The organism is Pseudoxanthomonas sp. GW835-FHT14C01 (assembly GCF_058793715.1).
In genome coordinates this window covers 327,026-347,258 of sequence record NZ_JBXAGB010000003.1, presented here as the reverse complement: position 1 = coordinate 347,258, position 20,233 = coordinate 327,026, and the positions used below count along the sequence as shown (strand labels likewise).

Annotated in this window: 17 protein-coding genes and 1 pseudogene; 12 read left to right on the top strand and 6 right to left on the bottom strand. The window is 68.2% G+C overall.

All coding sequences use genetic code 11. From position 1 onward, the window contains the following. Positions 1-170: 170 nt before the first annotated feature. The 5 genes and pseudogenes from dapE to map all read right to left on the bottom strand — a co-directional run bounded on the left by dapE (position 171) and on the right by map (position 5,967). Positions 171-1,316 carry a succinyl-diaminopimelate desuccinylase gene (dapE, locus tag AC1Q5B_RS14940; RefSeq protein WP_492632374.1) on the bottom strand — a complete coding sequence of 382 codons (1,146 nt, stop codon included), beginning with the start codon at positions 1,314-1,316 and terminating at the stop codon, positions 171-173. After that, complete coding sequence (locus AC1Q5B_RS14935) at positions 1,313-1,675, bottom strand: Spx/MgsR family RNA polymerase-binding regulatory protein (RefSeq protein WP_492632373.1); 363 nt, start codon at positions 1,673-1,675, stop codon at positions 1,313-1,315. Before AC1Q5B_RS14935 ends, dapE begins: the two co-directional genes overlap by 4 nt. A gap of 3 nt (positions 1,676-1,678) precedes the next feature. Continuing rightward, a pseudogene (dapD, locus tag AC1Q5B_RS14930) lies at positions 1,679-2,577 on the bottom strand (2,3,4,5-tetrahydropyridine-2,6-dicarboxylate N-succinyltransferase); the annotation flags it as partial. Beyond that, a complete protein-coding gene (glnD, locus tag AC1Q5B_RS14925) occupies positions 2,552-5,194 on the bottom strand; it encodes a [protein-PII] uridylyltransferase (protein ID WP_492632372.1) in 2,643 nt (880 codons plus the stop codon). The pseudogene dapD and the gene glnD, both read right to left, overlap by 26 nt. Further along, entirely contained in the window at positions 5,191-5,967 is a 777-nt protein-coding gene (gene map / locus AC1Q5B_RS14920; protein ID WP_492632371.1) for a type I methionyl aminopeptidase, read from the bottom strand. The genes glnD and map overlap by 4 nt, the downstream gene beginning before the upstream one ends. 321 nt (positions 5,968-6,288) lie before the next feature. Between map and rpsB the strand changes: the two genes are divergently transcribed. The 3 genes from rpsB to AC1Q5B_RS14905 all read left to right on the top strand — a co-directional run bounded on the left by rpsB (position 6,289) and on the right by AC1Q5B_RS14905 (position 9,872). Continuing rightward, on the top strand, positions 6,289-7,092 hold the full coding sequence (rpsB, locus tag AC1Q5B_RS14915; RefSeq protein WP_492632370.1) for a 30S ribosomal protein S2: 804 nt from the start codon (positions 6,289-6,291) through the stop codon (positions 7,090-7,092). Positions 7,093-7,289: 197 nt separating this feature from the next. Next, a complete protein-coding gene (gene tsf / locus AC1Q5B_RS14910) occupies positions 7,290-8,168 on the top strand; it encodes a translation elongation factor Ts (protein WP_192200588.1) in 879 nt (292 codons plus the stop codon). A 213-nt stretch (positions 8,169-8,381) separates the two neighbouring features. Beyond that, a complete protein-coding gene (locus AC1Q5B_RS14905; RefSeq protein WP_492632369.1) occupies positions 8,382-9,872 on the top strand; it encodes a GGDEF domain-containing protein in 1,491 nt (496 codons plus the stop codon). Between the two features lie 15 nt (positions 9,873-9,887). On the opposite strand, the gene AC1Q5B_RS14900 is transcribed toward AC1Q5B_RS14905, so the two are convergent. Beyond that, positions 9,888-10,583, bottom strand: a complete 696-nt coding sequence (locus AC1Q5B_RS14900) for an AIM24 family protein (protein WP_492632368.1) — start codon at positions 10,581-10,583, stop codon at positions 9,888-9,890. A gap of 65 nt (positions 10,584-10,648) precedes the next feature. Between AC1Q5B_RS14900 and AC1Q5B_RS14895 the strand changes: the two genes are divergently transcribed. The 9 genes from AC1Q5B_RS14895 to bamA all read left to right on the top strand — a co-directional run bounded on the left by AC1Q5B_RS14895 (position 10,649) and on the right by bamA (position 20,225). Then, positions 10,649-11,005 carry a cupin domain-containing protein gene (locus tag AC1Q5B_RS14895; protein ID WP_492632367.1) on the top strand — a complete coding sequence of 119 codons (357 nt, stop codon included), beginning with the start codon at positions 10,649-10,651 and terminating at the stop codon, positions 11,003-11,005. A 53-nt stretch (positions 11,006-11,058) separates the two neighbouring features. Then, positions 11,059-11,784: a UMP kinase gene (gene pyrH / locus AC1Q5B_RS14890; protein ID WP_162337610.1), complete on the top strand. Its 726-nt coding sequence runs from the start codon at positions 11,059-11,061 to the stop codon at positions 11,782-11,784. Between the two features lie 72 nt (positions 11,785-11,856). Beyond that, positions 11,857-12,786, top strand: coding sequence for a cation diffusion facilitator family transporter (locus AC1Q5B_RS14885; protein WP_492632366.1), 930 nt, complete (start codon positions 11,857-11,859; stop codon positions 12,784-12,786). A gap of 77 nt (positions 12,787-12,863) precedes the next feature. After that, the gene (frr, locus tag AC1Q5B_RS14880; RefSeq protein ID WP_492632365.1) at positions 12,864-13,421 is read left to right on the top strand and encodes a ribosome recycling factor; all 558 of its coding nucleotides are present in this window, start codon (positions 12,864-12,866) and stop codon (positions 13,419-13,421) included. Positions 13,422-13,429: 8 nt separating this feature from the next. Continuing rightward, on the top strand, positions 13,430-14,188 hold the full coding sequence (uppS, locus tag AC1Q5B_RS14875; RefSeq protein WP_492632364.1) for a polyprenyl diphosphate synthase: 759 nt from the start codon (positions 13,430-13,432) through the stop codon (positions 14,186-14,188). Further along, the gene (locus tag AC1Q5B_RS14870; RefSeq protein ID WP_492632363.1) at positions 14,185-15,045 is read left to right on the top strand and encodes a phosphatidate cytidylyltransferase; all 861 of its coding nucleotides are present in this window, start codon (positions 14,185-14,187) and stop codon (positions 15,043-15,045) included. The genes uppS and AC1Q5B_RS14870 overlap by 4 nt, the downstream gene beginning before the upstream one ends. A gap of 2 nt (positions 15,046-15,047) precedes the next feature. Then, a complete protein-coding gene (gene dxr / locus AC1Q5B_RS14865; protein WP_492632362.1) occupies positions 15,048-16,235 on the top strand; it encodes a 1-deoxy-D-xylulose-5-phosphate reductoisomerase in 1,188 nt (395 codons plus the stop codon). A 13-nt stretch (positions 16,236-16,248) separates the two neighbouring features. Continuing rightward, entirely contained in the window at positions 16,249-17,625 is a 1,377-nt protein-coding gene (rseP, locus tag AC1Q5B_RS14860) for an RIP metalloprotease RseP (RefSeq protein WP_492632361.1), read from the top strand. Positions 17,626-17,747: 122 nt separating this feature from the next. Beyond that, on the top strand, positions 17,748-20,225 hold the full coding sequence (gene bamA / locus AC1Q5B_RS14855; protein WP_492632360.1) for an outer membrane protein assembly factor BamA: 2,478 nt from the start codon (positions 17,748-17,750) through the stop codon (positions 20,223-20,225). The last annotated feature ends 8 nt before the right edge of the window (positions 20,226-20,233 follow it).

Below are 20,233 nucleotides of genomic sequence, written 5' to 3'. Positions count from 1 at the left end.
AGCCGCATCGCCCGCGTCCGATTGTTCGGGCGCAGGTTATTGCGGTTGTTGTTGGTGGCGGTGCGGCAGGGCATGGAGCGACCGTAACCGCTCAGGCCCGCGCTTGGCAAGCCCCGGAAAAGTTGCGTCTGCAACCACCCGTGGCGTTGCGGGAGCGCCTAAGGGCGCTCCTACAGGCCAGCGCCACCCGGCAGCATCAGCCGCTCGATCAGCTTCTGGTACAGACCGGGCAGCGCTTCGAGGTCGGCCACGCGGATGTTCTCGTCGACCTTGTGGATGCTGGCGTTGACCGGGCCGACCTCGATGCACTCCGCGCCCAGCGGCGCGATGAAACGCGCGTCGGAAGTGCCGCCCGCCGTGCTTTCTTCCGGTGGCGCGCCGGCGAATTCGCCCAGCACCGCGCGCGCGGCAGCGCGCAGGTGGCCTTCGGGCGTGTAGAACGGCTCGCCGCCACGCAACCACTGGATACTGTAGTCCACGCCGTGCCGACGGAAGATGTCCTCGATTTCCTGCTCGAGCTTTTCCGCGGTCCAACTGGGATTGAAGCGCAGGTTGAACACCACCTGCAGCTCGCCCGGGATGACGTTGCTGGCGCCGGTGCCCGCGTTGATGTTGGAGATCTGCAGGCTGGTCGGCGGGAAGGTTTCGTAACCATCGTCCCACTGGCGCGCGGCCAGTTCGTCCAGCGCCGGCAACGCCTTGTGGATGGGATTGAGCGCCTTGTGCGGATAGGCCACGTGGCCCTGCACGCCGTGCACGCTCAAGGTGCCGGTCAGCGTGCCGCGGCGACCGACGCGCAGCAGGTCACCCAGTACTTCCTTCGATGACGGTTCGCCGGTGATGCACCAGTCGATCCGCTGGCCACGCTTGCGGAACAGCTCGGCGACCTTCTTCACGCCATCGTGCGCCGGGCCTTCCTCGTCCGAGGTCACCAGCAGTGCGACCGTGCCCGGGTGGTCCGGATGCGCATCGACGAAGCGCTCCAGCGCGATCGTGCACGCCGCCACGCTGCATTTCATGTCGGCGGTGCCGCGTCCGTACAGCACGCCGTCGCGCACGGTCGGCACGAACGGATCGCTGCTCCAGGCGGACAGCGGACCCGGCGGCACCACGTCCGTATGGCCCAGCAGCACCAGCACCGGTTCGCCGGACCCGTGTGTCGCCCACAGATTGTCCGTATCGCCGAAGCGCAGGTGTTCGCACAGGAAGCCCCATTGCGCCAGCCGCGTCGCCAGCACCTGCTGGCAGCCGGCATCGTCGGGCGTCACCGAATGACGGCGGATCAGTTCGCTGGAAAGTTCGACGACATCGCTCACGACCCGGCTCCGAACTGCTTCTTGAAGCCATTGTCGCTGAAACCCTGTGAAAAGCCCGCCACACCACCGACCACCACCGGGCGCCGGATCAGCTGCGGACACTCCTTCAACAACAGCTTCCACTCCGCATCGGAACCCGGCGTCTTGCGGTTCTCCGGCAGCTGCCGCCAGGTGGTCGACGACTTGTTGATCAGCGCATCCCAACCACCCGCCTTTTCCGCCCATGCTGTCAGCGTCTCGGGCGCCTGCCGGTTGTCGCGGTAGTCGACGAACGTATATGCCACGCCGAAGCGGTCCAGCCACTTCGTCGCCTTCTTGCAGGTATCGCAGTTCTTCAGCCCGTAGAGCGTCGTCGTCATCGATCAGTCCGCCAGGCCACGCAGCAGTTCGTTGACGCTGGTCTTGCTGCGGGTCTTCTCATCGACCTGCTTGACGATCACCGCGCAGTACAGCGAATGCGACCCGTCGGCGGCCGGCAGCGAGCCGGACACGACCACGCTGCCCGGCGGCACGTAGCCGTAGGTGATTTCCTTCGTCATGCGGTTGTAGATGCGCGTGGACTGGCCGAGGAACACGCCCATGCCGATCACGCTGTGGTGGCCGACCACCACGCCCTCGACCACTTCCGAACGCGCGCCGATGAAGCAGTGGTCCTCGATGATCGTCGGGCTGGCCTGCAGCGGTTCCAGCACGCCACCGATGCCGGCGCCGCCGGACAGGTGGCAGTGCTTGCCGATCTGCGCGCACGAACCGACCGTCGCCCAGGTATCGACCATCGTGCCCTCGCCGACGTAGGCGCCGATGTTGACGAAGCTCGGCATCAGCACCACGTCCTTGCCGAAGTACGTGCCGCGGCGCGCGATCGCGCCGGGGACGACGCGCACGCCGAGCTTGCGGAAGTCGTTCTCGTCGAATGCGCCGAAGCGGGCCTCGACCTTGTCCCAGAAAGGCGCGGGATAGGCCTCGACCAGTTCCATCTCGTTGACCCGGAAGTACAGCAGTACTGCCTTCTTCAGCCACTCGTTGACTTTCCAGCCGCCCTTGCCGTCGGGCTCGGCCACGCGCAGCTTGCCGCTTTCCAGGCCGTCGATGGCCAGTTCGACGGCGGCGCGGGTGGAGCCTTCGATCTCGGCCGGCGTCAGCTCGGCGCGGCGCTCGAAGGCGCTCTCGATGGTGGACTTCAGTTCTTCGGTCTTGCTGGCTTTGCGGGTCATCAAACGGTCTGCCGATACAGGTCAGGGGGGAGTTTCGAGGCCGGCGCGCAGCGCGTCGCGCAGCGCGTCCTGCTGGGAAGCGCCGACGAGCGGCTGGTCGTGCTCGTCGGTGATCTGGAAGACGTCCTCGGCGCGCTCGCCGAAGGTCGCGATGCGTGCATCGTGCACGCGCAGGCCTTGCCGGCGCAGCACCTGGGCCACGTCCGACAGCAGGCCGGGACGGTCGGGAGCGACCAGGCCGAGGACGGTGCGGCGTCCGTCGGGCGTGGTGCCGAACTCGATGCGCGGCGCGAAACGGAAATGCCTGAGCTGGCGCGGCACCGCGCGGCGCGACGTGCGCACACTGTCCAGCGGACGCGCCAGCGCGGCGCGCAACGTGCCCTCTATCTCGGCGGGATCGCGCGGCGCGTACGTGTCGGCCGGCAGCACTTCGAACGTGTCGAAGACCGCGCCTTGCGGCCCCACCAGCACGCGTGCCTGGTGGATCGCGAAGCCCATGCGGTCGAGCGTGGCGAGGATGGCGGCGAACAGGCCGTCGCGGTCCGGCGAATGCACGAACACCTCCATGGCATCCGCATCGTCGGCGATGCGCCGCGCGCGCACCCGCGTCTCGCCTGCGGTCGCACCGCGGATCGCGTGCGCCTGCCAGGCCAGCTGTTCGGGGCGGAAGCGCAGGAAGCTTTCTTCCGGCATGGTGGTGAACAGCGCATCCGCCTGCGCCGCCGACAGGCCCTGCACTTCCAGCATGGCGCGCACGCTGCCGCGCGCCTCGTCCAGGCGCTCGTCCACCGCCACCGGGTTTTCGAGACCCTCGCGCAGCACGCGGCGCGCGGCGAAGTACAGGTCGGCGAGCAAGCGGTCCTTCCACGCATTCCACAGCTTGGGACTGGTGCCGGCGATATCCGCGCAGGTCAGCAGGTACAGGTAGTCCAGGCGTTCGCGATCCTCCACCAGCGCAGCGAAGGCATGGATGACGTCCGGATCGGAGATGTCCTGCTTCTGCGCGGTCACCGACATGCGCAGGTGCTGCTCCACCAGCCACGCGACCAGTGCGGTGTCCGCCTCGCTGAGTCCGTGGGCGGAACAGAATTCACGCGCATCCACTGCGCCCAGTTCCGAATGATCGCCACCGCGGCCCTTGGCGATGTCGTGGAACAGTCCCGCCAGCAACAGCAGTTCCGGCTTGCGCAGGCGCGGCCAGACTTCGTGCGCGATCGAGAAGCGTTCGTCGGCGCGGCCCGCGGCGAACGCGGCGATGTTCCGCAGCACCATCAGCGTGTGCTGGTCGACGGTGTAGACATGGAACAGGTCGAACTGCATGCGGCCGGATACCCGCGCGAACGCGGGGATCCATTGCCCCAGCACCCCCAGGCGCGCCATGCGGGTGAGGGTTTCCACCGCACGCGGGCCACGCAGCAGCGCCATGAAGGCGTCGCGCTGTTCCTTGCTGGCGGCGGGATACGCGGAAAGCTTCGGCAGCGACTCCGCCAGCGCGCGCGCGGTGCGCGAATGCAGTCCTCGCACCTGCGGATGCGCTGCCCACGCCGCGAACAGCGCGAACACCTCGCCGACGTCGTTCGCCGGCCAGCCATCCTGGCGGGCAGCGAGATAGCCGCGGCGCAGCGCGAACCGCTCGTCCAAGGGCTCGGGGAGCGCTTCGCCGTCGAACTGTTCCTCGAAGCGCTGCAGCAGGCGGTCGCTGATACGCCGCACGATGGCGGCGCTGCGGTAGAAGCCCTGCATCATCTTCTCGACACCGAGGCTTTCGGCGTCGTCGGCGAACCCCAGCCGCTGCGCCAGCGTCTTCTGGTAGTCGAAGCGCAGACGCTCTTCCGGTCGCCCCGCGACGCGGTGCAGGCCGTAACGCAGGCGTCCCAGCGCGCGGCGTTCGCGCGCCAGGGCGACGGCTTCGTCCGGCCCCAGGTGGCCGAGACCCACCAGCGGCTCCAGGTCGCGCACACCGAAGGTCCGCAGCGCCATCCAGCCCAGCGTGTGCAGGTCGCGCAGGCCGCCGGGGCCTTCCTTGATATTGGGCTCCAGGTTGTCCGAGGTATCGCCGAACCGCGCATGCCGGATCCGCAGTTCCTCCCGCTTGGCGACGAAGAAGTCGCGCGGCGGCCAGACACGCGCCGGGCCGATGGCATCGATCAGGAGACCTTCATCGACCGGCTCGCCGACGATCAGGCGCTCCTCGATCAATGCGGTCAGCACGCTCTGGTCAGCGGCGGCGGCCACCGTGCATTCGCCCGCCGACCGCACGCTGTGGCTGATCGGCAGGCCCGCATCCCACAGCAGGGCGAACAGGCGCGCCACGGCGCCGTGATGCGCCTGCTGCACGTCCGCCGCGGCCAGGACCAGCACGTCCACGTCCGAGTGCGGGAACAGTTCACCACGGCCATACCCGCCGACCGCGAACAGCGCCATCGGCGCGTCCGCCGGAATGCAGCGTTGCCAGGCGTCCTTCAGCAGGTGGTCGACCGCCCGCGCGCGCAGCGCGAGGATGCGGTCCATCCCGTCGTCCTGATCGAAGCGCTTGTCCAGCCGTGCGTCGGTGTGGGCCAGCGACGCGCGTGCCGCTGCCGACCAGGCCGCATCATCGGCGGCGTCCGGGCCGATGTCCGGAAGCCGCGTCGCCTGTCCGTTCGCGGCTGCAGGGGTGCTCACAGGTCGTTGTCGTCGCCCGGCACGCGGGTCAGGATCTCGACGCCGTCCTCGGTCACCGCCACGGTGTGCTCCCACTGCGCGGACAGCTTCCGGTCCTTGGTCACCACGGTCCAGCCGTCCGGCAGCACCTTGGTATGGCGCGCACCCTCGTTGATCATCGGCTCGATGGTGAAGGTCATGCCGGGTTTCAGCACCACGCCCTCGCCCGGACGACCGTAGTGCAGCACCTGCGGCTCGTCGTGGTAGACCTTGCCGATGCCATGGCCGCAGTACTCGCGCACCACGCTGAAGCGTTCGGCCTCTGCATACTGCTGGATCGCATGGCCCACGTCGCCCAGGGTGGCGCCCGGCTTGACCGCGCGGATGCCGCGGAACATGGCTTCACGCGTCGTATCGACCAGCCGCTTCGCCATCACCGACGGCGTGCCGACGATATACATGCGGCTGGTGTCGCCGTGCCAGCCGTCCTTGATGACGGTGACGTCGATGTTGAGGATGTCGCCATCCTTCAGCACCTTCCCTTCGCTGGGGATGCCGTGGCAGATGACGTTGTTGACCGACGTGCAGACCGTGGCCGGGAAGCCCTTGTAACCCACGTTGGCCGGGATCGCCTTCTGCACGTTGACGATGTGATCGTGGCAGATGCGGTCCAGTTCGGCGGTGGTCACGCCCGGCCTCACGTGCGGGGCGACCACCTGCAGCACTTCGGCGGCGAGGCGGCCGGCGATGCGCATCTGGGCGAGGTCTTCGGGGGTCTTGAGCTGGATGGCCATTGGCCGATTATCCCCCATTTGGCGCGGCAGCTGAACGCCCCGGGGAGGCTTCACCCTTGCCGGACTGCCCACGGGTTTGCGGCCGCCTGCCTCGGCCGGCTATACTCCCGCGGCTTCGCGCCCGGGTCCGCCCGGCCGGACCGCCCACGTCGGGCGACACCGACGAATCCACACCTGCTGCCCCAACCCGTGCCGGGGTGCCCTTCGCTGGAGGGTTCGGACACGGAAGCCGCAGGGAGGCCCAACCCCGGAACCCCGCCCTCACCGGCGCCGTCCTCCATTTGACCGGACGGTGGGTTCCCCATCGATGGAGTCATTGCAATGCCCCAAGTCACCATGCGCCAGATGCTGGAAGCCGGCGTCCATTTCGGCCACCAGACCCGCTACTGGAACCCCAAGATGGCGCCGTACATCTTCGGTGCCCGCGGCAAGATCCACATCATCAACCTCGAGAAGACCGTTCCGCTGTTCAACGACGCGATGAACTTCATCTCGGGCGTCGCGCAGAAGCGCGGCACCATCCTGTTCCTGGGCACCAAGCGCAGCGCGCGCGAGGCCGTGAAGGAAGAGGCCGAGCGTTGCGGCATGCCGTTCATGACCCAGCGCTGGCTGGGCGGCACGCTGACCAACTTCGCCACCGTGAAGAAGTCGGTCGCCCGCCTGAAGGAACTGGAAGCCGCCGAAACCGACGGCACCTTCGACAAGCTGGTCAAGCACGAAGTGCTGGGCCTGCGCCGCGAGCGCGAGAAGCTGCTGGCCTCGCTGGGCGGCATCAAGGAAATGAACCGCCTGCCGGACGCCCTGTTCGTCATCGACATCGGCCATGAAGACATCGCCATCAAGGAAGCCAAGAAGCTCGGCATCCCGGTGGTCGCGGTGGTCGACTCGAACTACGATCCGGCCCTGGTCGACTACGCCATCCCCGGCAACGACGACGCCATCCGCGCCGTGCAGCTGTACGCCCGCGCGGCCGCCGACGCCGTGCTGGAAGGCAAGGCCGCTTCGCCTAACGCCGCCACCGTGCGCGAGGAAGAGTTCGCCGAAGGCGGCGACGACAAGGGCGCCCGTCGCGCCCCGGCCAAGAAGGCCGCCGGCAAGAAGTCCGACGAAGCCGCCGCCGAGTAATCCGGCTGCAACGCCGCCGCGCCATGCTGCGCGGCGGCCATGTTTTTCCCTTCTCCCGCCGGGAGAAGGTGCCCGAAGGGCGGATGAGGGTGCGGTAAGCATGTCGGCGCTGCAGGCGTCGCGGTTCCGCCGGACCCTCACCCCAACCCCTCTCCCGACGGGAGAGGGGCTTTGCCAATCTAAACCGAGGTAATCCCGTGGAAATCACCGCTTCCCTGGTCAAGGAACTGCGCGAGCGCACCGGCGCCGGCATGATGGAGTGCAAGAAGGCACTCACCGAGAACAACGCCGACATCGACGCCGCGGCCGAGTGGCTGCGCAAGTCGGGCCTGGCCAAGGCCGACAAGAAGGCCGACCGCGTCACTGCCGAAGGCCGCGTGGCCGTGGCCCAGGACGGCGGCAAGGCCGTGCTGGTCGAGATCAACTCCGAGACCGACTTCGTCGCCAAGGACGCCAACTTCATCGCCTTCACCGATGCCATCGCGCAGGCCGCGCTGACCTCGGGCGCCGCCGACGTGGAAGCGCTGAAGAGCGCCAAGCTGGCCTCGGGCGAGACCGTCGAAGAAGCCCGTGCCGCCGCCATCGCCAAGCTGGGCGAGAACATGCAGATCCGTCGCCTGGTCTCGATCGACAGCGCCAACAACGTGGCCGCCTACGTCCACGGCGGCAAGATCGGCGTGCTGGTCGAGGTCAAGGGCGGCGACGCCGAACTGGCCCGCGGCCTGGCGATGCACATCGCCGCGATGAATCCCCCGCACAACAAGGCCGCCGACGTGCCGGCCGAGTTCGTGGCGAAGGAGAAGGAAATCGAGCTGGCCAAGATGTCGGACAAGGACAAGGCCAAGCCGGCCGACATCCTGGAGAAGATCATCTCCGGCAAGATCAACAAGATCGTCAACGAAGTCACCCTGTACGGCCAGCCGTACGTGCTGGACAGCGACAAGTCGGTCGAGCAGGTGGTCAAGGCCGCCGGCGCCGACGTGGTCGGCTTCCAGCGCCTGGTGGTCGGCGAAGGCATCGAGAAGGTGGTGGAAGACTACGCCGCCGAAGTGATGAAGCAGGCTGGCCTGGCGTAAGCCGAGCCTCATCCGCTTCACCGGAAAAGCCGCGGGAAACCGCGGCTTTTTCTTTTCCTGCGATGCGCGCGGGCCGCGCCGCCGCATCGCGACCGCTCGTCGCCCGCGACTAAAGTTTGCCGTTCCTGCGCCGAAACTGTTTACAAAGCTGACATTCCGTCACGCCTGCTGGCATGCTGCCTGCCACTTTCCTCCTGCGTAGTGCGCACCCGGATGCGTCCCGAACTCGAATCCCAGCTCTCGAACTGCCGCAACCTGCCCAGCCCGCCGGGCGTGGCGCTGCGCATCATCGAACTGGCGCAGGATCCCGACGTGGTGATGGCGACCGCCGCCGACGCGATCGGCCTGGACGCCGCCCTCAGCGCGCGCATGCTGCGCATCGCCAATTCCCCGCTCTATGCCAGCCGTCGCCGCGTGGAGAACCTGTCGCAGGCGCTGACCGTGCTGGGACTCAACGCGACGCTGACGCTGGCGCTGGGCTTCTCGCTGGCGCGCTGCGGCAACGGCAGCTACCCGGTGGCGCAAGAGCGGGTCTGGCGCCGCAGCGTGATCGCCGCGCTGGCCTGCCGCCTGCTGGGCCAGCATGCCGGCATGCGCAAGGCCGAGGAGCTGATGCTGGCCGGCCTGCTGCAGGACATCGGCGTGCTCGCCTTGCTGGAAGTGCTGGGCGACGATTACGCGCAGCTCGTCGAACGGTCCGAAGACAACGCGGCGCTGCTGGCGGCCGAGCGCGAATGGCTGGGCTGCGACCACGCCACCGTCGGCGGCTGGCTGGCGCGGCAGTGGAACCTGCCCGGGCTGCTGCGCGAAGCGATCATGGAAAGCGAGACGCCCGTTTCGGACACCACCTTCAATGCCTGCGTCGCGGTATCGGGCCATGTCGCCGATATCTGGATCGCCGGCACGGACGAAGCGCAGACCGACGACGCCCATCGACAGGCGGCCCTGCAGGCCGCGACGCGGCTCGGACTGGATTACGCGGCCTTCCTCGCACTGACCGAGGACATGATCGCGGCATTGCCCGAGGTCTGCGCGATGTTCGACGTGCCGCCCGCGCCGCCCGCCCGCATCCAGGCCCTGCTCGATCAGGCGCGCGAGTTGCTGGTGGTGCGCAACCTGCGCGAAATCCAGGAGGCCGCGCGCGCGCGCAAGGAAGCCGACGAACACGAGGACCGTGCCCGCCGGCTGGCCGAGGAAGTCCGTCGCGATCCGCTGACCGGCGCCTACAACCGCAGCCAACTGGAAGAGGTGCTGGAGAAGGAATTCGATGCCGCCACCCGCCATGGCTGGCCGCTGTCGATCGCCTTCATCGACCTGGACGACTTCAAACAGGTCAACGACCGCTGGGGCCACCTGGTCGGCGACGAGGTGCTGCGCAACTTCGCCAAATCGCTGATGCGGCACGTACGCAGCAGCGACATCGTCGCCCGCTACGGCGGCGAGGAATTCCTGGTGGTGCTGCCCGGCATCAACGAGGAAGCCGCGGCGCACGTGGTGCGGCGCATCCTGTCCGAGGTATCCGGCGCGGCGATGGCCCATGTCAACGGCCAGCCGCTCTACATCACCTTCTCCGCCGGCCTCGCCACGCAGGGAGCGCTGGAACAGTTCCGCCACGTCGACGACCTGTTGCGCGCCGCCGACGAGGCGCTTTACGGCGCCAAGCGCGAAGGACGCAACCGCGTTTCGGTCGGCGCCAGCGCCTGACCCGGCGCGCCCGCGCTACTGGCGGGGCGCCAGCGCGACTTCCTCGTAGGGCTGCACGACCACCCAGCCCTCGCCCGCGAACCGCAACTGGATGCTTTCGCCCGAACCACGGCCCAGCAGCGTGCCGAACGAGATGTCGGTGACGATTTCCGGCGTCAGGCCGCCCGACCAGGCCACGGTGGCGTTGGGATCGGTGAACACCGGCCCGGTCTGCGCGTTCACCGGCAATGTCAGCGGCTCGTAGTGCGAGGTGATGGCCACGATGCCGTGCCCGCTGAGGCGCACGTTGAACAGCCCGCCGGACAGCATGCCGGCGACCTTGCGCATCATCGTGATGCGGCTTTCGATGCCCGATTCGACCGCCAGCACGTCGTTGCCGTTGACGAAGATGGATTCGCCGGCCAGCCGCAACAGGGTGATCCGCTTACCGGCATCGGCCAGGTAGACGCGGCCCTGCCCCTCGATCTTCATCAGCTGCATGCCTTCGCCGCTGACCGCCTTCTTCAGCAGATTGCCCAGGCCCTGCTCCAGCACGCCCTGGCGCGTGAACTTCACCGCCCCCTTGCGCGCCACCATCGCGCCGGCCTTGGCCCAGACCAGACCGTTCAACCGTACCTCCAGCAGGTGCGGGCTCTCCAGCTCGAACGCTTCGGGGCTGGCGTCCTTCTCGCGGGAGGAGGCGATGAATTCCTGCAGGGTGCGCACGCTCATGGCCGTTCCTTGATGGCTGGCGAAGGGAAGCGACATCATAGTCGCCCCGTCCGCCGGTACCGCCCATGCCCCGCATCGTTCCCGTGCCGCATACGCCGGCTGAGGCCAGCCGCGCGCCCATCGCCGCCGATCGCCGGGTGGCGGGCGAGCCGCAGCAGGCCGTCGGCAATGCCTATTCGACGCAGGACGACCGGTTCCATTGCGGTATCTGGGAGGGCGACGTGGGCGCCTGGCGCGTGCAGTACACCGAGCACGAGTTCTGCCACCTGCTCAGCGGCCGCGTGCGCCTGCGCGGCGATGACGGCAGCGAGGTGCTGCTGGAAGCCGGCCAGAGTTTCGTGGTGCCGGCGGGCTTCACCGGCCTCTGGGAAGTGCTGGAAACGGCACGCAAGCTCTACGCGATCTACGAGCCCGGCGACTGAGGCGGGCGCACTCGGCTAGAATTGCGCCGTTTGCCCCCACGCCGAGACTCCCCATGCCCGCACCGCTCATGTATCGCCGCATCCTGCTCAAACTGTCCGGCGAGGCACTGATGGGGGCCGAGGACTACGGCATCGACCCGGCGGTGATCACCCGGATCGCCCGCGAGATCATCGAGGCGCGCGACGCCGGGGCGGAAGTGGGACTGGTGATCGGCGGCGGCAACATCTTCCGCGGCGCCGGCCTGGCGGCAGGAGGCATGGACCGCGTGACCGGCGACCAGATGGGCATGCTGGCCACGGTCATCAACGCGCTGGCCATGCAGGACGCGCTGGAGAAGCTCGGCGCCAAGTGCCGGGTGATGAGCGCCATCAAGATCAACGACGTGTGCGAGGACTACATCCGCCGCCGCGCGATCCGCCACCTGGAGAAGGGCCGCATCGCGATCTTCGCGGCCGGCACCGGCAACCCGTTCTTCACCACCGACTCCGGCGCCGCGCTGCGTGCGATCGAGATCGGTGCGGACCTGCTGCTGAAGGCGACCAAGGTGGACGGCGTCTACGACAAGGACCCCAGCAAGCACGCCGATGCCGTCCGCTACGACCAGCTGACCTACGACGACGTGATCGCGCGCGATCTGCAGGTGATGGATACCGCCGCCTTCGCCCTGTGCCGCGACAGCGACGTACCGCTGCGCATCTACGACCTGTCGGTGCCTGGCAATCTGATGCGCATCCTGCGCGGCGAACACGTCGGCACCCTGGTGAAGGGCCGCAACTGAGGCGTTCGGGCGCCCGATGAGGGGCCCGCTGTAATAGTGTCCGGCCACGCACCGCCGGCACCCTAGCGCCGCATGGGACACGGACACCACCACGGCCACGGGGCGCACGCCCATCCACAGGCATCGGCCACGCGCACCTTCGCGTGGGTCACGCTGATCAACCTCGCCTATACCGCCGTCGAGGCGGGCTACGGTTTCCATACCAACTCGCTGGCGCTGCTGTCGGACGCGCTGCACAACCTCGGCGATGTGCTGGGGCTGGCGCTGGCGTGGGGCGCCGCCGCCCTCGCCGGGCGGCCGCCGCGCGGCCGTCATACCTACGGCTGGCGCCGCGCGACCCTGCTGTCGCCGCTGGCCAACGCCGTCCTGCTGGTGGTGTTCTCCGGCGCCCTGGGCTGGGAGGCGGTCCGCCGCTTCAGTGCGCCACCGGAGATTCCCGCCACGCCCGTCATCGTGGTCGCCTCGCTGGGCATCCTGGTGAACCTGGGCGCTGCCTGGCTGGTGAAGGACGGTCACGCGCACGACCTCAACAAGCGCGGCGCGTTCCTGCATCTGGTGGCCGATGCCGCGGTGTCACTGGCGGCCGTACTGGCCGGTGTCGGCATGGCGACGCTGGGCTGGGCCTGGCTGGATCCGGCCACCGCCCTGCTGATCGCGGTCGTGGTGGCCGTCGGCTCATGGGGGCTGCTGCGCGACAGCTTCGACGCCGCGATGGATGCCGTGCCGGGGCACGTGGATCCCGAAGAGGTCCGCACCTTCCTGCAGGAACGGCCCGGCGTGTCCGCCGTGCACCACCTGCATATCTGGTCGCTCGGCGCCAACGAGATCGCCCTGACCGCGCATCTGGTGCGGGCGCGGGACGACGACCACGACGCCTTCATCGACGCCACCGTGCACACGCTGGACGACCGCTTCGGCATCAACCATGCCACCCTGCAGATCGAACGGGGGGCCGGTTGCGGCCACGACCTGCACGATGCGGCACCGCATCATTCGCACTGAACGCCCCACCGGCGGTCGGCAACGGCTGCGAATCGCCCTATAATCCGTCGTTTACAGGCTTTGCAACGGAAAGGGCGATGCTCAACGACATCAAGAAAGACGCGCAGGCGCGCATGACCAAGAGCATCGAGGCGCTCCGCCACACGCTCGTGAAGGTCCGCACCGGACGTGCGTCGACCGCCCTGGTCGAACACCTGAAGGTCAACTACTACGGCTCCGACATGCCGCTGAGCCAGGTCGCGACGGTGACGATCTCCGATTCCCGCTCGCTGACCATCACCCCGTGGGAAAAGCAGATGGTCGGGGCCGTCGAGAAGGCCATCCTGGCCTCCGACCTGGGCCTGACCCCGAACACCGCGGGCACCACGATCCGCCTGAACCTGCCCGCCCTCACCGAGGAGCGCCGCAAGGAACTGTCCAAGGTCGTCCATGGCGAAGGCGAGGACACCAAGGTGGCGATCCGCAACATCCGCCGCGATGCCAACCAGCAGATCAAGGACCTGCTGAAGGACAAGCAGATCACCGAAGACGAAGAGCGCAGGACCGAAGACGAGATCCAGAAGCTCACCGACAAGTCCATCAAGGACGTCGACGACGTCGTCAAGGCCAAGGAACAGGAACTGATGGCGGTCTGAGGACTGCCATGTCCCCTGCCGTCCCCGCGTCCGTTCCCCGCCACCTGGCCGTCATCATGGACGGCAACGGGCGCTGGGCGGAACGCCGCCGCCGTCCGCGCGTGATCGGTCACCGCGCCGGCGCGCGGGCGGTCAACGTGTGCATCGACTTCTGCCTGGAGCGCGGCATCGGCGCGCTGACCCTGTTCGCGTTCTCCAGCGAGAACTGGGGACGCCCGGAAGAGGAAGTCGGCGCGCTGATGAAACTGTTCCTCAACGCGCTCGATCGCGAAGTCGACGAACTGCACCGGCGCCAGGTGCGCGTGCGCTTCATCGGCGACCGCGCCCGCTTCTCGGCCGACATCCGTGCGCGCATGGACGCCGCCGAAGCCCTGACCCGCGACAACCAGCGCCTGCACCTGGTCATCGCCGCCAGCTACGGCGGGCGCCAGGACATCGCGCATGCGGCGCGCGCGCTGGCCGCCGAGGTCGCAGCCGGACGCCTGCGGCCGGACGACATCGACGAAGCCGCCCTCGGCGCGCACGTCGCGCTGGCCGATCTGGCGCCGCCCGATCTCTTCATCCGTACCGGCGGCGACCACCGCATCAGCAACTTCCTGCTGTGGCAGCTGGCGTACACCGAACTGTGGTTCACCGACGTGCTGTGGCCCGACCTGGACGCCGCGCTGCTGCAGCGCGCGCTGGACGACTTCGCGCAGCGCGAGCGCCGCTTCGGACTGACCAGTGCCCAGGTCGCCGGCAGCGCCACCGAGGATTCTCCCGCATGAGCGCGACCCGTACCCGTGTCATCGCCGCCCTGGTGATGGCGCCCTTCGCCATCGGCGCGATCCTGCTGCTGCCCACCTCCTGGCTGGCCATGCTGGCCGCACTGGTGTTCCTGGTCGGCCTGTGGGAGTGGTTCAAGCTCGCCGAGATCGACGACACCCTGCAGCGCACCGTCCTGCTGACCGCCAACCTGCTGGTGATGGTGGCGCTGGTATGGGCGTCGCGCGGCTCGGGCGACGCGACCGACCTGGTGCCGCTGCGCCTGATGGCGCTGGTCGGCGTCGTCTGGTGGCTGCTGGCGCTGCTGTGGCTGCGCTTCTTCACCTTCGCCTCCGACCACGAGACCTGGGCCCGCGTGTTCAAGCTGGCCGCGGGCACGCTCGCCGTGGTCCCGGCCTGGTGCGCGCTGGGCCTGATCCACTCGTCGCAGCCGAACGGCCATATCTGGCTGTTCGTCGCACTGGCCATCGTGTGGGCCGCGGACAGCGGCGCCTACTTCGCGGGTCGCCACTTCGGTGGCCGCTGGTTCGGCGGCCGCAAGCTGGCGCCGCGGATCAGCCCCAACAAGACGCTCGAAGGCCTGCTGGGCGGCCTGGCCGCCGGCATGCTGGTGGCCGCGGTCGGCGCACTCATCGCCGGCACCGCCGCCGGCCAACTGGCCGGCGTGCTGGTCGTGGCGGTGTTCACCGTCCTGTTCTCGGTGGTCGGCGACCTGTTCGAAAGCCTGCTGAAGCGGCATGTCGGCGCCAAGGATTCGGGCGACCTGATCCCGGGACATGGCGGCGTGCTGGACCGTATCGACGGCGTGCTGGCCGCCCTGCCCATCTTCGTGCTGGGCAAGGAAGTCTTCGGATTCTGAGCATGAGCACGCATGCCCCCCGCAACGTGGCGGTCCTGGGCGCGACGGGCTCGATCGGCGCGTCGGCGCTGGACGTCATCGCGCGCCACCCGGACCGCTACCGCGCCAGCGTGCTGGCGGCAGGCTGCAATGTGGACGCTCTGCTCGCCCTCTGCGTCGCGCACCGGCCCGACCATGCGGTGATCGCCGACCAGAGCCTGCACGCTCGGCTGCGCGAGGGTCTGGCCGAAGCCGGCCTCGTCACGCGCGCGCACGCCGGCATGGCCGCACTCGATGCGCTGGTCGCCGAACCGGGGTGCGACGTGGTGGTCGCCGCGATCGTCGGCGCCGCCGGCCTGGCGTCGACACTGGCCGCCGCGCGCGCCGGCAAGCGCCTGCTGCTGGCCAACAAGGAGTCGCTGGTGCTCGCAGGCGAACTGGTGACCGCCGCCGCGGAGGGCGCGGGCGCGGAGATCATCCCGATCGACAGCGAGCACAACGCCATTTTCCAGTGCCTGCGTTCACGACAGGCTCAGGCCGATGTCAGCCGCATCGTGCTGACCGCGTCGGGGGGGCCGTTCCGCGGATGCAGCCGCGCCGAGCTGGCACGGGTCACGCGCGAGCAGGCGGTGGCGCACCCGAAGTGGTCGATGGGGCCGAAGATCTCGGTCGACTCGGCCACGCTGATGAACAAGGGGCTCGAGCTGATCGAAGCGCACCACCTGTTCGGCGTCGGGCGCGAGCGGCTGGACGTGCTGGTGCATCCGCAGAGCCTCGTGCACTCGCTGGTGGAATTCGTCGATGGATCGACGCTGGCGCAGCTCGGCCTGCCCGACATGCGTACCTCGCTCGCGGTCGGCCTGGGCTGGCCCCAGCGCATCGACTCCGGGGTGGGCGGGCTGGACCTGCTGAAGCACCCGCGGCTGGACTTCGAGGCGCCGGATACGGACGCCTTCCCGTGCCTGCGGCTGGCCTGGGAGGCCATGGCGGCAGGCGGCACCGCGCCCGCCATACTGAATGCTGCGAACGAAGTCGCAGTTTCAGCCTTTCTTCAGGGCCGGATCGGTTTCCTATCCATCCCCGCGCTGGTCGAGGACGCCCTCGCTGCGCTGCCTGCGGCACCGGCGGATTCGCTGGAGGTCCTGCTGGCAGCGGATGCAGAGGCGCGCCGGCTGACCGAACGCAACCTCGCAAGCCACCTCTCCCCATGAGCGCCGACATCCGATGAGTGAAGTGCTGGGCTCAATCTGGTGGATGATCGTGGCACTCGGCGTGCTGGTCACCTTCCACGAATTCGGCCACTACTGGGTGGCGCGCCGCTGCGGGGTCAAGGTGCTGCGCTTTTCCGTGGGCTTCGGCAAGCCGCTGTGGTCGCGCCGCGACCGCCACGGCACCGAGTTCGCGATCGCCGCGATTCCGCTGGGTGGTTACGTGAAGATGCTGGACGAAGCCGAGGGCGACGTCCCCGCCGCGCAACTCGACCAGGCCTTCAACCGCAAGTCCGTCTGGCAGCGCATCGCCGTGGTCGCCGCGGGTCCGCTGGCGAACATCGTGCTGTGCGTGATCCTGCTGTGGGCGATGTTCGTCATCGGCAAGCAGGATTATTCGGCCACGCTGGGCAGCGTTTCCGGCATCGCCGCCGACGCCGGCTTCCAGCGCGGCGACCTCATCGTCCGGGTCGGCGACCGGGCGATCGATACTTGGACCGACGCCTCGATCGTGCTGACCAAGGCCGCTATCGATGGCGACGATCCACGGGTGGAGGTCGAGACGGCCGCGGGTTCCACGGTGACCCGCGTCCTGCCGCTGTCGCGGCTGCCGGACGGCTTCGACCAGGAAAACGCCATCGGCCTGATCGGGCTGACCTGGCAGCACTGGGTCACGCCAGCCGTCATCGGCAAGGTCGCCCCCGGCTCCGTCGCCGACGGCGTCCTGAAGCCCCACGACATCGTCACGGCCGTGGACGGTCAGCCGGTGCATGGTTTCGACGACATCGCCCGGCAGGTCGACCTGCTGGGCAAGCGCGGGGGCGCGGCCATGATCGAGGTGGACCGGGCCGGCGAGCGGCTGGCGTTCGAGCTGGCGCCGCGCTGGACCAAGCATCCCGACGCCACCAAAGGGCATTACTGGGCGCTGGGCCTGGCCCCGCCGGAAGAACGCCTGATGCACGCCTACGACGCACGACTCCACTTCGGTCCGCTGGCGGCGGTCCCGGCGGCCCTGCGCGAGACCGGCAAGCTGACCTCGGACTCCCTGGGCATGATCCGTCGCATGCTGACCGGCGACGCCTCGCTGAAGAACGTCTCGGGACCCATCACGATCGCCCAGGTCGCCAATGTCTCGGCGCAGCGCGGGCCGGACTGGTTCCTCTGGTTCCTGGCGGCCATGTCGCTGAGCCTGGCCATCATCAACCTGCTGCCGATCCCTGTCTTGGACGGCGGGCACCTGCTGTATTACCTTATTGAATTGGTCAAGGGCAGCCCCTTGAGCGAGCGCCACATGGTGGCCGGACAATACGTGGGCCTGGCGGCACTGGCGGGCCTGATGGGACTGGCGTTCTACAACGACATCCTGCGTCTGATGACGCGTCTGGTGACCTGATGCCCCTGAACTTCCACGGGCCGGCCCGCTCCAAGGTGGCCGCCCCTCTCCTTGCTGCACCCCGGACCGCCGCCCCGCAGTCCACTCCTGCTTCGCAGGAACCACCCCAACCGGATGTAATGATGACGCGACTGCCTTCCCGCCGCCTGCTTGCCCTCGCCCTGGCTTCGGCCATCGCCATGCCGGCACTGGCCCAGACGACGGAACCCGCTGCCGCGCCCGTGGCTCCTGCGCCGCTGAGCAACGCGTCGTTCACCGCGACCGACATCCGCATCGATGGCCTGCAGCGCATTTCCACCGGCACGGCCCTCACCTACCTGCCGATCGAGCGCGGCGACGTGGTCACGCCGACCAATGTCGGCGAATCCATCCGCGCGCTGTACAAGACCGGTTTCTTCGAGGACGTGAAGCTCGACCGCCAGGGCGACATCCTGGTCGTCACCGTCACCGAGCGTCCGGCGATCAACAAGCTGACCCTGACCGGCAACAAGGACATCAAGACCGACGACCTGCTCAAGGGCCTGAAGGACATCGGCCTGTCCGAAGGCGAGACCTTCGACCGCCTGAGCCTGGACCGGGTGACGCAGGAACTGGTGCGCCAGTACAACAACCGCGGCAAGTACAACGTCGAGATCACGCCGACGGTCAGCCCGCTGGACCGCAACCGCGTGGACGTCACCATCGCGGTCAAGGAAGGCAAGGCGGCCAAGATCAAGCACGTGAACGTCGTCGGCGCCGAGAAATTCGCCACCGAGGACCTGCTCGAGAACTGGGAATCCAAGGAAACCAGCTGGCTGTCGTGGTACCGCCGCGACGACCAGTACTCGAAGGAGAAGCTGTCGGGCGACATGGAGCGCCTGAACTCCTGGTACCTGGACCGCGGCTACGTCGATTTCAACATCGATTCCACGCAGGTGTCGATCAGCCCCGACAAGCGCGACATGTTCATCACCGCCGGCATCACCGAAGGCGAGCAGTACAAGATTTCCGACGTCAAGGTCACCGGCGACACCGTGCTGCCGAAGGAAGAGATCGAGCGGCTGGTCATCGTGAAGCCGGAGCAAACCTTCTCGCGCATCCTGCTGGAAATGACCGCGGATTCCATCACCGCCACGCTGGGCAACATCGGCCACGCGTTCGCGCAGGTCAATCCGATTCCGACCGTCGACCGCGAGAACCGCACCGTCGCGATCAACCTGCAGGTTGTGCCCGGCCCGCGCGTCAACGTGCGCCGCATCGTCTTCAAGGGCAACACGCGCACGTCCGACGAAGTGCTGCGCCGCGAAATGCGCCAGTTCGAAGGCAGCTGGTTCTCGCAGGTCGCCGTGGACCGCTCGCGCGTGCGCCTGCGCCGGCTGGGTTACTTCGAAACGGTCGACGTGGAAACCACGCCGGTGCCGGGCACCAACGACCAGGTCGACGTGGTGTTCAACGTGAAGGAAACCACGTCGGGCAGCTTCGTGTTCGGCCTGGGCTATTCGCAGCTGTCCGGCCTGACCACGTCGATCCAGCTGTCGCAGAACAACTTCCTCGGCGGCGGCAACCGCGTGTCCGTCGAAGCGCAGCGCAGCGACTACCTGCAGCGCTATTCGTTCTCCTACACCAATCCGTTCTTCACCGACGAAGGCATGTCGCTGGGCTACAACCTGTGGTGGCGCGAGTTCGACTACTCGGACTTCAATACCGCCCAGTATTCGACCACCAGCGCGGCGGCGCAGGGCGTCCTGGGCCTGCCGATCACCGAGAACGACACCGTCTCGCTGCTGTTCGGCGTGGACAGCAACGAGATCCTGACCTTCGGCGGGTCCACCCCGCAGTCGATCATCGACTACATCGACGCGGTGGGCCAGCGCACGTTCCACGCGTGGCGCGCCGAACTCGGCTGGGCGCGCGACACGCGCAACGACTACTTCATGCCCACCGGCGGCACCTATCAGCGTATCTCGACCGAAGTCGCGCTGCCCGGTTCCACCGTGCAGTACTACAAGCTCAACTACGAGTTCTCCAAGTACTGGTCGCTCAGCCCCGCGTTCGTGCTGAACACGCGCGCCGAAGTCGGCTACGGCGACAGCTACGGCTCGGACATCTACCGCTACATCTGCCGCGCGAACGGCTCGAACCCGCAGATCCCGGGCCAGCCGCCCGTCACGGTGTCCGCAGACGGCACCTGCGCCGACGGCGGCACGCTGGACCGGACGCTGGTCGCCAGCGGCCTGCCGTTCTTCGAGAACTTCTATGCCGGCGGTACGCGCTCGGTGCGCGGTTTCCGCGACAACACGCTGGGCCCGCGTTCGGAGGTCATCTCCGGCTATCGCGGCCAGCCCCTGGGCGGCTCGCTGAAGACCACCGGTTCGGTGGAGCTGATCTTCCCGAAGCTGTTCGATTCCAACGCCGCGCGCGTGTCGGCGTTCTTCGACTTCGGCAACGTGTTCGATGGCGTGGACAACTTCGACGCCGGCCAACTGCGCGCGTCCACCGGCGTGGCCCTGCTGTGGCGTGCGCCGGTCGGCCCGATCTCGATCAGCTACGCCTTCCCGATCAAGAAGGAAGACGGCGACGAACTGGAGCGCCTGCAGTTCACCTTCGGCGGCGGGTTCTGACCGCAGCA

Coding starts and splice junctions, on each gene's coding strand:
- AC1Q5B_RS14935 (WP_492632373.1), bottom strand. CDS start 1,675: ATGACGACGACGCTCTACGGGCTGAAGAACTGCGATACCTGCAAGAAG.
- map (WP_492632371.1), bottom strand. CDS start 5,967: ATGGCCATCCAGCTCAAGACCCCCGAAGACCTCGCCCAGATGCGCATC.
- rpsB (WP_492632370.1), top strand. CDS start 6,289: ATGCCCCAAGTCACCATGCGCCAGATGCTGGAAGCCGGCGTCCATTTC.
- AC1Q5B_RS14905 (WP_492632369.1), top strand. CDS start 8,382: ATGCGTCCCGAACTCGAATCCCAGCTCTCGAACTGCCGCAACCTGCCC.
- AC1Q5B_RS14900 (WP_492632368.1), bottom strand. CDS start 10,583: ATGAGCGTGCGCACCCTGCAGGAATTCATCGCCTCCTCCCGCGAGAAG.
- AC1Q5B_RS14895 (WP_492632367.1), top strand. CDS start 10,649: ATGCCCCGCATCGTTCCCGTGCCGCATACGCCGGCTGAGGCCAGCCGC.
- pyrH (WP_162337610.1), top strand. CDS start 11,059: ATGCCCGCACCGCTCATGTATCGCCGCATCCTGCTCAAACTGTCCGGC.
- AC1Q5B_RS14885 (WP_492632366.1), top strand. CDS start 11,857: ATGGGACACGGACACCACCACGGCCACGGGGCGCACGCCCATCCACAG.
- frr (WP_492632365.1), top strand. CDS start 12,864: ATGCTCAACGACATCAAGAAAGACGCGCAGGCGCGCATGACCAAGAGC.
- uppS (WP_492632364.1), top strand. CDS start 13,430: ATGTCCCCTGCCGTCCCCGCGTCCGTTCCCCGCCACCTGGCCGTCATC.
- AC1Q5B_RS14870 (WP_492632363.1), top strand. CDS start 14,185: ATGAGCGCGACCCGTACCCGTGTCATCGCCGCCCTGGTGATGGCGCCC.
- dxr (WP_492632362.1), top strand. CDS start 15,048: ATGAGCACGCATGCCCCCCGCAACGTGGCGGTCCTGGGCGCGACGGGC.
- rseP (WP_492632361.1), top strand. CDS start 16,249: ATGAGTGAAGTGCTGGGCTCAATCTGGTGGATGATCGTGGCACTCGGC.
- bamA (WP_492632360.1), top strand. CDS start 17,748: ATGACGCGACTGCCTTCCCGCCGCCTGCTTGCCCTCGCCCTGGCTTCG.